The organism is Neobacillus sp. GCM10027624, assembly GCF_042675345.1.
Lineage (GTDB): Bacteria > Bacillota > Bacilli > Bacillales > Cytobacillaceae > Neobacillus > Neobacillus cucumis_D.
Window position 1 is genome coordinate 158244 of the sequence record NZ_JBHTHD010000005.1, and the last position, 16047, is coordinate 174290.

The 16047-nt window shown below is 40.9% G+C and carries 9 protein-coding genes and 1 riboswitch; of the genes, 6 read left to right on the forward strand and 3 right to left on the reverse strand.

Annotation, left to right across the window (positions count from 1 at the left end; translation table 11 throughout):
• Window positions 1–17: 17 nt before the first annotated feature.
• Complete coding sequence (gene ade, locus ACFQZ9_RS10505) at window positions 18–1751, reverse strand: adenine deaminase (protein ID WP_498943728.1); 1734 nt, start codon at window positions 1749–1751, stop codon at window positions 18–20.
• 80 nt (window positions 1752–1831) lie between these two features.
• Window positions 1832–1933, reverse strand: a riboswitch (purine riboswitch).
• Between the two features lie 165 nt (window positions 1934–2098).
• Here ade and ACFQZ9_RS10510 point away from each other — a divergent pair.
• The 5 genes from ACFQZ9_RS10510 (at window position 2099) to ACFQZ9_RS10530 (ending at window position 9364) form a co-directional block, all read left to right on the forward strand.
• A complete protein-coding gene (locus tag ACFQZ9_RS10510) occupies window positions 2099–2863 on the forward strand; it encodes a MerR family transcriptional regulator (RefSeq protein WP_498943729.1) in 765 nt (254 codons plus the stop codon).
• Between the two features lie 173 nt (window positions 2864–3036).
• On the forward strand, window positions 3037–5178 hold the full coding sequence (locus ACFQZ9_RS10515) for a sensor domain-containing protein (protein WP_498943730.1): 2142 nt from the start codon (window positions 3037–3039) through the stop codon (window positions 5176–5178).
• 857 nt (window positions 5179–6035) lie between these two features.
• Complete coding sequence (locus ACFQZ9_RS10520) at window positions 6036–7106, forward strand: permease (protein WP_198313346.1); 1071 nt, start codon at window positions 6036–6038, stop codon at window positions 7104–7106.
• A 188-nt stretch (window positions 7107–7294) separates the two neighbouring features.
• Window positions 7295–8473, forward strand: a complete 1179-nt coding sequence (locus ACFQZ9_RS10525) for a glucose-1-phosphate adenylyltransferase (protein WP_498943731.1) — start codon at window positions 7295–7297, stop codon at window positions 8471–8473.
• A 105-nt stretch (window positions 8474–8578) separates the two neighbouring features.
• Window positions 8579–9364, forward strand: a complete 786-nt coding sequence (locus ACFQZ9_RS10530) for an HAD family hydrolase (RefSeq protein WP_498943732.1) — start codon at window positions 8579–8581, stop codon at window positions 9362–9364.
• 27 nt (window positions 9365–9391) lie between these two features.
• Here the strand turns inward: ACFQZ9_RS10530 and ACFQZ9_RS10535 are convergent, their stop codons facing one another.
• The gene (locus ACFQZ9_RS10535; protein WP_498943733.1) at window positions 9392–10579 is read right to left on the reverse strand and encodes an MFS transporter; all 1188 of its coding nucleotides are present in this window, start codon (window positions 10577–10579) and stop codon (window positions 9392–9394) included.
• A 109-nt stretch (window positions 10580–10688) separates the two neighbouring features.
• On the reverse strand, window positions 10689–11102 hold the full coding sequence (locus ACFQZ9_RS10540) for an NUDIX hydrolase (RefSeq protein ID WP_498943734.1): 414 nt from the start codon (window positions 11100–11102) through the stop codon (window positions 10689–10691).
• A 220-nt stretch (window positions 11103–11322) separates the two neighbouring features.
• On the opposite strand from ACFQZ9_RS10540, the gene ACFQZ9_RS10545 reads away from it, so the two are divergent.
• Complete coding sequence (locus ACFQZ9_RS10545) at window positions 11323–15666, forward strand: pullulanase X25 domain-containing protein (protein WP_498943735.1); 4344 nt, start codon at window positions 11323–11325, stop codon at window positions 15664–15666.
• The last annotated feature ends 381 nt before the right edge of the window (window positions 15667–16047 follow it).

A 16047-nucleotide genomic window follows, 5' to 3' on the forward strand; every position in this document is an offset into this window, starting at 1 on the left:
ATGTACAGGTCTTTTTATTAGATTCCTACTTCGATATGCCGAAACTTTCCAACATCAAAAAGTCCCAAATCAGTTAGTTTCAGTTCAGGTATCACCGGAAGGGTTAAAAAGGACAAGGTCAAAAACGGATTAAAGTTGCCGGTAAAACCAATTTGTACGAGTGCTTCATTGATTTTTTTCAATTCCTGGTGAATGGTAAGAAAACTTTGATCCGACATTAATCCTCCAATCGGAAGAGACAGAGCTGCTAAAATTTCTCCATCTTTCATCACTACACAGCCGCCATTCAATTCCTTGATTGCTTGAATTGCGGCTAATAAATCCTTGTCATTTGTGCCTGCAGCGACAATATTATGGGAATCATGTGCAATCGTGGTCGCGATGGCACCATTTGTATAGCCAAAACCCTTAACAATTCCTAGTCCAATATTTCCAGTGTTTTTGTGACGTTCAAGAACGGCAAGCTTTAATTGGTCCTGTTCAAGTGAAGGGATGAAGAAGTCTCCATTCGTTTGAACTTTTTCCTCAAGCTTTTTTGTCACAATACTATTTGGAATAATTCCAATAATATTCGCACGTTCCGTTTTACCGATTGGAATCTGCAAATCTTTTTCCAGAATGTTAGGGATGTGCACCGTTTGGGTCAAGGTTTCTCCAGGTACGTTAGCTTGGAGAGGTTCTCCAACATACATTCCATCCTTTGCAGTCAGTTTACCCGATACGTAAACCTCTGAAATCTTCATCGTTTCCAGATCGTCTACTAAGATAAAGTCTGCCTTATATCCGGGTGCAAGCGCCCCTTTTTGGTGAAGTCCAAAGCATTCCGCAGCATTTAAGCTAGCAATTTGAATGGCCAATAGCGGGGACAATCCCGCGCGAATGGCTAAACGGACATTTTGGTCAATGGTGCCTTCGTCGACAATTTCATCCAAGTGCTTATCATCCGTACAAAACAAGAAGCGGCGCGCATTATTTGGGTTTACAGCAGGAATTAAGGCCTTGAGGTTTTTAGCCGCAGAACCTTCGCGAATCATCACATACATCCCGCGACGCACCCGTTCCAATGCCTCCGCAGCTGTTGTGCATTCATGATCAGTGCGAATTTCTGCAGTGCGGTAGATATTTATTGCAGTTGTATCCAGTCCGGCTAAATGCCCGTCAATCGGACGGTTGTGTTCATCTGTTAGAAGGATTTTGTCGATAATATGATCATCGGCATTTTGTAAGGATGGATAATCCATTACCTCAGCCAGTCCAAGGACACGATCGTGATGGTAAAAATCTTTTAAGTCATCAGCTAATAGCCTTGCGCCGCTATTTTCAAACGGCGTTGCTGGAACGCAGGAGGGCAGCATGATTTTTACATCGAGAGGAAGATGATCTGAATCATCTAACATAAACTGTATCCCAGGGGCACCTGATACATTGGCGATTTCGTGAGGATCCGCTATTACCGTTGTAATCCCATGAGGAAGAACGGCTTTTGCGAATTCTGTTGGTGTGACCATCGATGACTCGATATGAACATGGGCATCAATGAATCCGGGACAAACGAAGCGATTTTTGGCATCGATCACTTCTTTACCTTCAAAGTCGCCAATTCCGACAATCATACCGTCTTGGATTGCGAGATCACCAGTTAGGATTTCTTGGTTAAATACATCGATAATTTTTCCATTTTTGATAACGAGATCGGCGGAGATTTTGCCGCCAGCTGCAGCGATTTTATTTTTTAATCTAGTTTTATTCATGGTTCTCAGACCCTCTCAGTTAGATTTGAAAAAAACCTCCAGAACATTCTGGAGGCTGACTAAGAGAGAAATATAAGGTCCAAAAAACCTTTCCCTCTCGTAGTCAAACTATTTACGGCAGTTTGGTAGAAACTTTTGGACCCTATCTCCAATATTATACGAGTTCACGTTGTATTAAATTCTCTTAAAATATTAGGACAAATTTTACCGTTAAAAAGCTGAAGGTGTCAATGAAATCAATAAAAATTGTAATTGTCAAAAAACAATTCGGATCAGTAAAAATTTTAAAAATGGGATTGACCTTGACGTTGCGTAAAGGTGTATCGTTAGATTTAGGAGGTGAGCGAATGGAGTACACAGTGCAGAAACTTGGGAAGTTAGCAGGAATTAGCACCAGAACACTTCGCTATTATGATGAAATTGGAATTCTTAAGCCGGCAAGAATCAATTCATCAGGCTATCGGATCTACGGGCAGGGAGAAGTGGATCGTTTGCAGCAAATCCTATTTTACCGTGAGCTTGGTGTTAGTTTAGACAATATTAAGAAAATCGTTACCGCACCATCCTTTGATGGGGCACAAGCACTGCGGGAACATCGTGAGAAACTCCTGGAAAAAAGAGCGCAATTAGAGGTGCTGATTGCCAACGTGGAAAAAACGATCGCTTTAACGGAAGGGAGACTCGATATGTCGGATCAAGAAAAGTTTGAAGGCTTTAAGCAAAAAATGATAGATGACAATGAGAAAAAATATGGGGCAGAAGCTCGCAGGAAGTATGGAAACGATGCAGTGGAGAAATCCAATGCGAAGGTAAAGAACATGACGCAGGAGCAATATCAAGAGGTTACTACACTTGAACAGCAGGTAAGGGAAACCTTAGCCCAAGCGTTCGCAACGGGGGATCCAGCGGGTGGGTTAGCACAAAAAGCGGCAGATCTCCACAAACAGTGGCTCACCTATTATTGGAGTGAGTACAGCAAGGAGGCTCATGCTGGGCTTGCGCAAATGTATGTTGACGATGAACGATTTAAGGCTTATTACGATAAGGACCAGCCGGGGACTGCTGAGTTTTTGAGGGATGCAATACAAATTTACACTGGAATAAAACCATAACTATAATAAATCAGATGCCAGATGCTATCCATTATTTGGGCAGTGCCTGGCATCTTTTTTTTCGATATACTTTCTGTAAAAAGTATATTCCACGAAAACTTGAACATCCTTTCCGAATTAACCCATCCAATTATGAATGACAACTTTGAAAAGCCTTACAGGGGGTACACTCTTTGACCAGCCTTGATTATATTATCCTAATACCGATTGTTGTTTTTTTCTTAGTTATTTCTTCCTTCAAGCGAAAAATTTCAGGTCAATCTGAAGCATTGCAGCTGAATGAACAATATTATAAGTCACTCTTTGAACAAAATCCGGACATCATTATTACCTTTGATTTAGAGGGGAAAATCTTGAATGCCAATAAAGCGGTAGATGCCTTAGGGTATTCACTAGATGATATACGCCATAAGCCATTTACTCCTTTTATTGTTCCAGAGGAATTAGAAGCAACGACTCGCAATTTTAACAAAGCGGTTCATGGGAAATCAGTTACGTATGAGTGTGAAATTTTTGATCATAAAGGAAGAAAACGGGATATCGCGGCTACAAATATTCCAATTTATATAAATGGAAAAATAACCGGTGTCTACGCAATTATTAAAGAAATTACTGTGCAAAAAAAAGCGCAAAAAAAACTAATCGAAGCGGAATCAAAATATCGAAGCTTAGTCGAGAATTCATTGGTAGGGGTTTATATTTATCAAAATGGAAAAATCATGTATGTGAACCCAAGGCTATGTGAAATAACCGGCTATCGTAATGACGAAATTTTATCCTTAAACTTAGAAGATGCGATTGCTCCTGAGGATTATCCCTCTATTTTGGAAAATATTAATAAACTGATAACCAATGTGGAAGCAACAACCACCTATCAATTCCGTATGTTTCGAAAAGACCGGGTAGGTATTACGTTAGAAACTTATGGTTCAAAAATCGATTATAACGGTGAGGAAGCCATAATTGGTACCGTTATAGATATTACAAAGCGAAAAAATAACGAGAAAATGATCAAGTATATGGCTTATCATGACCAATTAACTGATTTACCGAACAGGCATTATTTTAAAGAAAAATTTGAGGAAGTGTTGAACACCTCTAAGCAACAAAACGAAAATTTTGCCATTTTATTTTTAGATTTGGATCGCTTTAAGGCGATCAATGATTTTATGGGTCATGAGGTAGGGGACCTGCTCTTAACAGAAGTGGCTGAAAGACTGAAAAATTGCATGGATGGAAAGAGCATGGTTTCCAGGTTCGGCGGTGATGAATTTTGCTTCCTTTTACCTGAAACAAATGAAAAAAGAGCGATTTTAATGGCCAAGCGTGTAATTACAGCGTTATCCAATCCTTTTCATATTAATCATCATGAGATTTTAATAACTCCGAGTATTGGGATCAGCCTTTTTCCCGAACATGGAGAGGATTTTAATTCGATTATTAAAAATGCGGATTTAGCCATGTACCATGCAAAGGAAAAAGGCAAGAACAACTTTGCAATTTTTAATAAGGAAATAAAAAATCAATCCCAGAATGAATTGGAATTAGAAATGAAATTGCGTAAAGCATTAGAAAGGAACGAATTTATAATCCATTACCAGCCGCAATTTAACCTTGAAACCAATCAAATCATTGGGGTGGAAGCCTTAATTCGTTGGCAGCATCCTGAAAAGGGGATTATTTCTCCTAATGAATTTATCCCTGTTGCGGAAGAATCAGGACTGATTATTCCGATTGGGGAGTGGGCACTCCGGACGGCTTGTCAGCAAAACAAGGAGTGGCAGCTGGCGGGTCTGCCGGCGATCACGGTAGCGGTTAATATTTCTGCGAAACAATTTTTTCAAAGTAATTTAGTTGAAACGGTTGAAAAAATTCTGTTTGAGACCGGTCTCGATCCGAAATTTTTAGAGCTGGAAATTACCGAAAGTATGACCATGGATGTAGAGCATTCCGTTTCTACGCTGTTGGCTCTTAAAAATCTTGGGATAAATATTAGTATTGATGATTTTGGGACAGGATATAGTTCGTTAAACTATTTGAAGAAGTTTCCAATTGATAAATTAAAAATTGATCAGTCTTTTATTCGTGAGTCCACGACGGATGCAAATGACCGAACGATCGTAAAAGCGATTATTTTGATGGCCCACTTTTTAAAAATTAAAGTGATTGCAGAGGGGGTTGAAACGGAAGAACATGTTTCATTCCTACTTTCACAACATTGTAAAGAGGCACAAGGCTATTATTTCAGCAAGCCGGTTTCAGCGGGTGAATTTGAATCACGGTGTGCAATCGTTAGAAGATCGTATTCAGGATAAATCGCGAATACCTGTCAGTGCCCGAGTAGTTTAAAAATTCACCAGAACGGGAACTATGAATGCCTGTCAGTGCCCGAGCAGCTGAAATATTCATCAGAACGGGAACTATGAATGCCTGTTAATGCCCGAGTAGATGAAAAATTCACCAGAACGGGAACTATGAGTGCCTGTCAATGCCCGAGCAGCTAAAATATTCATCAGAACGGGAACTATGAGTGCCTGTCAGTGCCCGAACAGCTGAAAAATTCACCAGAACGGGAACTATGAGGCCCTGTCAGTGCCCGAGCAGCCAAAATTTACACCAAAACGGGAACTATGAGGCCCTGTCAGTGCCCGAGCAGCTGAAAAATTCATCAGAACGGGAACTATGAGTGCCTGTCAGTGCCCGAGCAGCTGAAAAATTCATCAGAACGGGAACTATGAGGGCCTGTCAGTGCCCGAGCAGTTTAAAAATTCACCAGAACGGGAACTATGAGGGCCTGTCAGTGCCCGAGCAGCTGAAAAATTCATCAGAACGGGAACTATGAGGCCCTGTCAGTGCCCGAGCAGCTGAAAAATTCACCAGAACGGGAACTATGAGTGTCTGTCAGTGCCGAGCAGCTGAAAAATTCATCAGAACGGGAACTATGAGGCCCTGTCAGTGCCCGAGCAGCTGAAAAATTCACCAGAACGGGAACTATGAGTGCCTGTCAGTGCCCAAGTAGCTGAAATATTCATCAAAACGGGAACAATATACCACTACACAGCACTCTCCATTGCCATCATTTTTACATTTTGCTTAATGGAAATCGACTTAATAGATTGACAGAGTGTGATATAATTTAGAAGTTGATTTTTTTAAATGGAGGTTTTGAAACATGGCGCAAATGAATAGTTCAATTTCGACGCCGCAGCCTAACTCCAAAAAGACTGTTGTGTATGCCATTCTATTTTTATTTATCGCGATTGCCGGATTAGCGTATGTAAAGTGGGTTCCTTATTATGGTAAATCCATTCTTGCAGCCACTACTCATTCCATCGGTACATCAATTTTAGGAGATAAAGCGGATCTGCCAGCTGCTTCATGGGACAGTGCCTGGGCTTACGCATTGACCTATTTTAATGCTGTTTGGAAGGCAGCCGTTCTCGGAATCATTATTGGATCATTAGTTCAAGTATTAGTCCCAACGAACTGGCTGTTAAAAGTTCTTGGAAAAACTTCTTTTGGCAGTACAGCTGTTGCCGGACTTGCATCACTTCCTGGGATGATGTGCACTTGCTGTGCAGCACCAATCGCTGTAGGCTTACGTAAAAAGAATGTCTCAGTCGGTGCGAGCCTTGCGTTTTGGATTGGGAATCCAACGCTGAACCCAGCCGTATTAATTTTTATGACTTTTGTATTATCTTGGAAGTTTACATTATTACGCTTAATTTTTGGTGTTATCTTAACATTCGGTGTCAGTTACTTGGCGAATCGCTTTGCACCAAATTCAAAGGCGGTAGACCTTGATAAAATGCTCGAAAAAGCAGAGAAAGAAGCATCAGGTTCATTTTTAGCAAGATGGGTAAAAGCTATGGGCAGCATGGTGTTATATATTATTCCAGCCTATATCCTTTCGGTTTTGTTAATGGGTGCGGTTAAGGTGTGGCTGTTCCCGCATATTAGTGATGCAGCTGCAAATGGGATTCTTACCTTGATTGGTTTTGCGATTGCAGGGATGTTGTTTGTTATCCCAACGGCAGCAGAGATTCCTATCATTCAAACGTTTATGTCGTTTGGACTTGGCGGCGGACCGGCTGCAGCACTTTTAGTGACATTGCCATCTGTCAGTCTTCCATCCCTTATCCTTGTGGCAAGATCATTTCCGAAAAAGGTATTGTTCTTCGTCGCAGGTTCAACAGTGGTAATTGGAATTGTAAGTGGGATTGTTGGAATGTTTATCCTTTAAAAAAAAGGTAGACACATGAGTTTTCATGTGTCTATTTTTTTTGTCAATATAAGTCGATAAACATGTGGTGAAAATTCACAAAGCTGTAACATGAAAACTGAAAAGATGGAAAAAACAGGAGATAATAGTAGTAGAGAAAGAAAAAAAGCGGCACTTGATTGTGAAACTTTTAACAAGGAGGGTAAAAAATGAATAAGCAAAAATGGATTGCTATTGTTTTGGCCGGTGGAAAAGGGACACGATTAAATCTGCTGACCCACACGATGGTAAAACCAGCGATGCCATTTGGCGGGAAGTACCGCATTATTGATTTTGCTTTAAGCAATTGTAAAAATTCAGGGATTGAGACTGTTGGGATTTTAACACAATACATGCCGCTTGCTTTACATTCACATCTTGGAAGTTACAACCAATTTGATCAAAAAGGAGGCTTAGCCATTCTTCCTCCCTATCAGCGGAATGATGATGGTGTTGAATGGTATGAAGGCACTTCCCATGCTGTGTACCAAAATATTGAGTTTATTGAGCATTACAATCCTGAGCATGTTCTTATTCTTTCCGGTGACCAAGTCTATAAAATGGATTATTCTCTTATGCTCGAACAGCATATCGAAACCAATGCCGATTGTACAATCGCAGCAGTTGAAGTTCCATGGGCGGATGCCAAGCGTTTTGGTCTCCTAAAAATGAATCATGCTACCAAGCGAATCCTTGATTTTGAAGAAAAGCCAGATTATCCATCTTCTAATTTAGCTTCTATGGGTATTTATCTTTTTAAATGGTCTGTTTTAAAAGAATATTTGATTTTGGCCGAGCAAAAGGAACATCGGGATTTTGGTAAGGATTTAATACCCGCGATGCTTGAGGATCGGCAAAAGCTTTATGCGTATCTATTCAAGGATTATTGGAAGGATGTTGGGACCGTTCACAGTTATTGGCGGGCAAATTTAGATCTTTTAGATCGTGAAAAAAATATTTTCCTTCAAAATACAGATTGGCCGATTCAAACGGTTGCGAGCCATTACCCGCCATTATTTTTGGATGAAGGGGCAAAGGTGCAGAAAAGCTTAATAAGCGAGGGCTGTGAAATCTTCGGAACTGTTGAGAATTCCGTATTATTCAACGGTGTAATAATCGGGAAGGGGGCACATATCAAAAATGCCGTGATCCTGCCGCAGACCATTGTGGAAGAAAATGTCTGGATCGAAAATGCCGTCGTGGGCGGCCAATCCTTGATTAAAAAAGGAGTGATTATCTTTTCAAAAAATGCTGTACGGCACTTAATGGTTGTGGGGAATCATGTAACGATTGATTTAGCGATTGAACAATCTAAGCTGCAATCGAGGGTTAAGATGGTCATGACGTAAAATAATTTTTTGTGCTCGCCAAATTGGCGAGTTTTCTTTATATTTTTTTTATTTCAAAGATGGTAAACTATTAAAATATAAATCATAAACAAGGTGAGGTTCAAAATGTTAAAAGCAATATTTTTCGACTTAGACGATACACTTCTTTGGGATCAAAAAAGCGTGAAGGAAGCATTTGTTGCGACTTGTAAGGTCGCAGAAGAACGTTATGGAGTTGATCATGAACAATTGGAGGAAGCAGTTCGTGAAGAAGCGAGAAAGCTATACTCTTCCTATGAATTCTATCCATTTACGCAAATGATTGGAATCAACCCTTTTGAAGGACTATGGGGGAATTTTTTAGATGAACACGATGAGTTCCCGAAAATGAAGGAAATGGTTCCACTATATCGTAAGGATGCCTGGACTGCAGGTTTGAAAAAATTAGGAGTGGATGACCCTGAATTTGGCTATGAATTAGCAGAGCGTTTTCCAGAGGAGCGCCGGAAGACACCATTTGTTTACGAGGAAACGTTTAAAACATTGGATGCGCTAAAAGGAAATTATCGATTGCTGCTTTTAACCAATGGTTCACCTGATTTACAAAATACGAAACTAACGATTACCCCTGAGCTGGTACCGTATTTTGATAAAATCTTGATTTCTGGGGATTTTGGCAGAGGAAAGCCGGACCCGTCTCTTTTTGAACATGCACTTTCCTTAATGGAGCTGGAAAAAGAAGAAGTGATTATGGTAGGGGATAACCTGATGACCGATATTCTTGGGGCTAATCGTGTTGGGATTCAATCAGTTTGGATTAACCGCCATGAGAAGGAACGTAATGAAGTCATTCCTACTTATGAAATTAAACATTTAGAAGAGCTTTTTTCGATTATTGAGGAAATAAAGTAAGCCAGGCGCATTGCCTGGCTTTTTGGTTTATCCGTGTAATGCCTCGTTTGCTCGGCTACTTCTTTGGATAACCACAGCCCCGCATAACAGGAACAAAAATAACGTGATGTATAAGCCATCATCGCCGCCGATTTTAAATAGCGCAGATCCTAGAAGTGGACCAATCGCGGCACCGGTGAAGCGGACAAAATTGTAGACCCCCATCGCAGTTCCTTTTTCCTTGGCAAATAAATTGACGAGCGAGGTCGATTGGGACGGTAAGCTCATCCCGAGCATTACGCCATAGAAAAGGAGTAAGACAATCAGGGCTGGTATATTTAAGAGACCCCAGTGCATGCACACCCAAAAGACGGTTACCACGATTCCAATTCCATAGGCCGTATAAATCAGAATGGAGGTATGCCTCATGAACGATTGAAGTTTTCCGCCAAGAAGCGAACCCATTACGATCCCTGCGGTAAGCGGCAGGAAAAACAGCCCTTTTACAGCCAATGGAACCTGAAATAATTCATCTAACAATCCGGGAATAAAGACAAGGTAAATATAATAGCCGTAAAACTGAACAAAGCCTAAAAGTAAAACAGAAAAGGCGGCCCGATTCGTCAGGATTCCTAAAAAGGTTTGAATCGTGATTTTTCTAGGAGCTGTTTCTTTCGACAGGGTTTCCGGCAGGATGACGCGATTATAAAAGTAGGCAAATAATGCGCCGGCTGCTAAGACAGCAAAAGCAGTGTGCCAATCAGCGGAGGCAGCAATAAAGCTTCCAACGACTGGACCAAGAACGGGGCCAAGGAACACCATCGTCTGGTACACACTCATTGCTTTACCTCGTTCTTTTGGTGGATAAAGATCGCCGATAACCGCTGCTGCAACGACGGAGCCAGTCGTAATTCCGAATGCCTGCAACGCTCGCCCAAACAGAAATAGATAGTAGTTGGGGGAGAGGAAACAAATCAAGGACCCTACTATAAAAATAAGCAGGCCTGGAAGCAGGGTCGCTCTTCGCCCGCGGGTATCTGCCAATGGGCCAACTAGGAATTGGTTTGTCGCTAACACAAAGGTATATAAGGAGATGGTAAGATTGACCATAAATTGGCTGGCATGATAATAATGTCCAACCTCCCCCAAGCTTGGTGTATAGATGGTTTGGGTAAACGGCCCCATAAAGGCGGCAATCGATAATCCAAGCAAAATTTTCCCGTTTCCGGATTTCAAGATGCTCACTTCCTTCGGTTTGCTAAATATCTTTCATTTTACCAGAATGTCTTGCTTGAGAGGGGGAGTGGGAGAAATTTTCTTTGGTTGAGAAGTGGAAGGACAAAACTCATCCCCAATCTTCAAGCGCAAACACCTGATTTTTCTCAAAATCGTTAATAATTTCAAGTTTCAAGAACCCTTTTATTTCCTCTTTGCTGACCCATTTATGAGACGTATGCTCCTCTGAGAGAGTGACTTCATTATTTTCGCTCGCACATTGATAGGTTAGGATAATGAGCTGTGTGGAAGGACTATTTTTAAAAGTAGTTGCATATAAAACTTTTCCAACCTTAATCTCTAAACCGGTTTCTTCCTTTACTTCTCTCCTAAGGGCGGCTTCTAAATCCTCGCCAAACTCGATTTTACCCCCGGCACATTCCCATTTACTGTGGCCGATTCTATTGGTTTTTGCCCGCTGAACAATTAAAACCTTGCCATTATGAAAAATAACACCCTTCACTACAACAACCATTTTGTTCATCCATAACACCTTCATCTTAAAATATATTGCAATACTTTCTATATTTAATGAATTGAAAGGTTAAAACTCTTGGATTCTGTCGAATTATCTGACGAAACGGGAGAATAGTCCTATTTTTTTGAAAATACCAAGGTGAGATAATAGCTTCTAAGTAAGCGTTTTCCATTGCTATTTGTGCAAACGTTTGCCTAAAATTATAAAAAAGAAGAGGAGGAATTTTATGAAAGGAAAATCTAGTAAGTTTGTAAGTTTGCTAACTCTCTTTTTCCTTATTGTGCAAACGATTGCAGGTGCTGCGCTAATGAACCCAAAACAAACAAACGCAGCGGAACGGGTTGTAACCCTTGTTGGTGATTTGCAGAATGAACTTGGGGGATCGGGTGATTGGAATCCCTCCGACCCCGCCACCCAAATGAAGCAACAAGACAACGGAACATACATATTCACAGGAACACTGCCTGCTGGTAATTACCAATATAAAATAGCCATCAATGGCTCATGGGATGAAAATTACGGGGCGAATGGGGTTGCTGGTGGAGAAAATTACAAATTGAGCCTTGAAAAAGAAACAAAAGTTAAATTTATTTACGATGATAACACCCATAGGGTAACCGTTCCATTAGAGTTGCCAGATGATCAAAAGCCAAGACTTGTCGGGGATATCCAGCCGAAAATCAATGCCGGCGGTGAGTGGTCGCCTGGTGATTCCACGGCTATTTTACAAGATGAGGATCAGGACAATGTTTACACATATACCACTCAAGTACCGAAAGGAAAATACGAGTTTAAGATCGTTTTAGGAAAAGATTGGTCAGCCCCTGCTTATCCTGGAAATAATTTTGTCCTTAATGTCTTAAAGGATTCGACGATTACGTTTTTTTATAATCATGATTCAAAAGACGTATCCACTGACTATGACCCAGGAGTGCCGGACGGTAAAATCCATGGGGACCAGCTTTTGCATAACACATGGGACACTGCTTACCGCTCACCGTTCGGTGCAGTAAAAACGGGAGATACGGTGAAGCTTCGCCTTCAAGCGAAAAAGGGAGATTTAACTGGTGCAAAAGTTCAGCTTAAAAACTATAACACTGGAAATACCTCCACCGTTGAGATGAAAAATGCCGGATGGCTTGAGCAGAATGGCAAACAAGTAGAGCTTTGGGAAGCGTCATTTAAGCCGGTAGAAAAAGGTGTTTATGGCTATAAATTTATTGCCCGTGATGGCAATGCTCTAGAAGAATATGGTGAAGACACCCAAGAAGGTGGAAAAGGGACAGCTTCCGAATCAAATGCATCCTTATTCCAATTAACTGTTTTTGACCCAGAGTTTAAAACACCAGATTGGATCAAGGAAGCTGTTGTCTATCAGATTTTTCCAGACCGTTTTTTTAATGGAAATAAAAAGAATGATGAGGCAAAATCAAATGCACGGGGCGATGAGCCGATTGAACATCGCAGTTGGAATCAGCTGCCTGACAACCCTCGTCAAGAAAACACTGATGGGTATGATGGCGATAAAATATGGTCAAATGATTTCTTTGGCGGGGATATTGCTGGTATTCAACAAAAGCTTGATTATATTCAATCATTAGGTGTGAACACCCTCTATTTAAATCCAATTGCTGAAGCGGCATCCAATCATAAATACGATGCAACCGATTATAAAACGATTGATCCGATGTTTGGGACGCCAGAAGAATTTCAAGCTTTTACAAAGGAATTAAAGAAACGGAAAATGCATTTAATTTTAGACGGCGTGTTTAACCATGTCGGAGATGATTCAATTTATTTTGACCGTTACGGAAAATATAAAACGGTCGGAGCATATGAATACTGGTCCGCCATTTATGACCTAGTGAACAAAGGGGTAAAAGAAGCTGATGCCAAGAAACAGGTAGAGGAAAAGTTCAAAGCGGATGGACAAATTTTCAGCCCGTACGGTTTTCAAAACTGGTTCAATATTGAAAACAAAAAAGTGGATGGTGTTTATCAATATCAAGGATGGTGGGGCTATGATTCACTTCCGGAAATCAAATCAATCCCAGGAGAAGCTGTCGATTATAATTCAGAGTTAAACAATAAACAGTTTGCCAACTACATTATGTACGATAAAGATTCAGTAGCGAAAACCTGGCTCGACCGCGGTGCATCAGGCTGGCGTTTAGATGTTGCGAATGAAGTCGACCCTGAGTTTTGGCGGGAGTTCCGTAAAGAGTTGAAAACCGGAAAGAAGGATGATCCATTAATTCTAGGGGAAATTTGGGACGATGCCTCCAAGTATTTCCTTGGTGACCAATATGATTCCGTCATGAACTATCGTTTCCGTGATGCCATGATCAATTACTTGAAAAATGGGAATGCAGAAGGCGCAGAAAATCAGCTTAATGCCGTGTATGAGGACTATCCGAAGGAAGCTTTTTATTCCTTAATGAACCTGATGGGTTCCCATGATACAGCGCGTGCTTCCTTTTTATTAGGGAATGGAACGGATTCCTATGAACGGGCGGAACTGGATAAAAATTATAATCCAAAACTCGGGATTCAACGTCTTAAGATCGCGGCCATTCTGCAAATGGGTTATGCCGGCGTGCCGACCGTTTATTACGGGGATGAAGCGGGTGTGACGGGCTCAAAGGATCCAGACAACCGCCGGACCTATCCGTGGGGGAAGGAAGACAAGGATCTTGTGAAACACTATCAAGCAATTGGCAAAGTGCGCAACGATTATCATGATTTATTCAGCTTTGGTGATTTGAACCATCTCTATGCCAAAGGGGATATGCTTGCATTTTCCCGCTCCGATAATAAGAATTTCGCAGTGGTGTTAACCAACCGAGGAAACGAAGCAAAAACGGTTGAACTGAAAGTGGGAGATCTATTGAAAAATGGCATTTCCTTAACGGATCAGCTCGATAAAAAATACACAGCCATTTCGAAAGAAGGGAAGCTAACAGTTACGGTTCCGGCAATGAGCGGGCGGATGCTTGTATCGGATAAAGGTCAGAACCTGAAACGTCCGGAAGCAGTTAGCGATTTAACCGTAAAAGAAGGAAGCCATTCGGCAACACTATCTTGGGAAGGCGATGCAAAAAGCTACGCTATTTACCAAACGACAATTTCCGGAGCTTTTTATAAAAAAGTAAAAGAAACCGCGGGAAATTCTGTAACCATTGATGGATTGGATAACGGCCGTAAATATTATTTTGCCGTTGCGGCACTTGATAAAAACGGTAATAGCTCTGAAAAAGTGGAAACATCGAAGGCGGTTATTCCGCATGTAGAGTTAACGGATGGTCTTTATAAAATGGATCACATTACAGCGCTGCAATCTGCTACGATCGACCTTGCGAAACCCCAAACGGTTACCGCCAATATTTTTGTAAAAGGTGAGACAGAAAAAGGCCAGATGGAAGGATTGCTGGCAAAGCTGCAGGTGAAATCACCTGGGAAGGATACTTGGTCTGACTATGAAGCAGTTTATGTGAATCAAGATGAAACTGCGAATGTCTTCAGTGCAAATTTCCTTCCGTTAAAAGAAGGAAGCTATCAATATCGATATTTGATCTCAACAGATTTAGGACGGACCTGGGTAGTGAGTGACGCACAAACAGCGGAGTTTACAAAAGGAGACGATACCACTTTTCCTGCTGATAAAGTAAGTTTGAAGCAGCCTGCACAAGAGTCGGGACAGGTCAATCTATCTTGGAAGGTAGATGGGGCGAAAGATCCTTACATGATTGCCATTGTTTGTGATGGCGAAATCATTGATCAGTTGTTTGATCCTAGTACAGATTCATACAAGGATATAAATGTAACCAACGGAAAATCGTATCAGTATGAAGTGGACATTTATGACCAGGCAGGAAATGTTGTAAAATCGAATACCGTTACCATTACACCTGAACTTGTGACCGTTAAGGTGACGTTTAAGGTGAATGCACCATCTTATACACCGCTTGGAGTGAATATTACCATCCCGGGTAGTAAAAATGGCTGGAATACTGGAGCTTGGACGATGACTCGCGGCGGTGCGGTAACAAATGATTATGAATATACGATCGAAGCGCAGGAAGGTGAAGTGCTGACATATAAGTACGTCAAAAATGGAACGTGGGATGAAGAAGGTCTCGCTGACCACACCCCTACTAATCCAAATGATGATGATGTCAGCTATTATGGGTACGGAGCACCTGGTACGGATCTTTCCGTAGTTGTCGCAAATCAAGGAGGCAACCAAATGGTGGTTCAGGATAAAATCCTTCGCTGGATTGACCAGCCAGTCGTTATTACCTCGCATACTGATGGTGAAACTGTTTCAAGTGATAGCATTACATTGAAGGGAACGGCCATTAAAGGTGGAGTCCTCACGATTAATGGTGAGAATGTACCGGTTAATGATGACATGACTTTCTCACATAATGTTATCCTTAAGGATGGGGAAAACAAATTTACGATTCATATTGAACCATCAGAGACTGTTCAATCAACAATCTTTAAAAACGATGGCGGAGCGATTAGTAAAAATACGAAGACGATTGAATATACGATTATTAAAAAGTAATAGCGCAGTGGTGCCTCTGTCCTCATAGTAGGATGGAGGTATTTCTTTTGAAATTGGATTATTTTTCATGTTGAAAGATAATTGTTGTGGTGGTAATATAAAAAAAGTCCACTCCGGAACATTAAATTCTTTTATTGAAAAGGAATTATAGATAAAAGATGTTTTGGAAAAAATTATATGTTGTATCACGGGTACTTAAATGGTATGATATAAAAGTTCCCTCGAAAATGAATGAAAACATTAAAAAAGATGTTGATTTCAAATAGGGAATGTGGTAAGATATTAAACGCTTGTTTAAATTGTTCTTTGAAAACTAAACAAACAAAAACGTCAACAAACAATAATAATCGTGTTTCTTCTATTATATAGAGAACATGAGCC

What these genes read in the sequence shown, in the direction of transcription:
- ACFQZ9_RS10520 (WP_198313346.1), top strand. Translation starts at nt 6,036, where the DNA reads ATGGCGCAAATGAATAGTTCAATTTCGACGCCGCAGCCTAACTCCAAA.
- ACFQZ9_RS10510 (WP_498943729.1), top strand. Translation starts at nt 2,099, where the DNA reads ATGGAGTACACAGTGCAGAAACTTGGGAAGTTAGCAGGAATTAGCACC.
- ACFQZ9_RS10530 (WP_498943732.1), top strand. Translation starts at nt 8,579, where the DNA reads ATGTTAAAAGCAATATTTTTCGACTTAGACGATACACTTCTTTGGGAT.
- ACFQZ9_RS10540 (WP_498943734.1), bottom strand. Translation starts at nt 11,102, where the DNA reads ATGAACAAAATGGTTGTTGTAGTGAAGGGTGTTATTTTTCATAATGGC.
- ade (WP_498943728.1), bottom strand. Translation starts at nt 1,751, where the DNA reads ATGAATAAAACTAGATTAAAAAATAAAATCGCTGCAGCTGGCGGCAAA.
- ACFQZ9_RS10525 (WP_498943731.1), top strand. Translation starts at nt 7,295, where the DNA reads ATGAATAAGCAAAAATGGATTGCTATTGTTTTGGCCGGTGGAAAAGGG.
- ACFQZ9_RS10545 (WP_498943735.1), top strand. Translation starts at nt 11,323, where the DNA reads ATGAAAGGAAAATCTAGTAAGTTTGTAAGTTTGCTAACTCTCTTTTTC.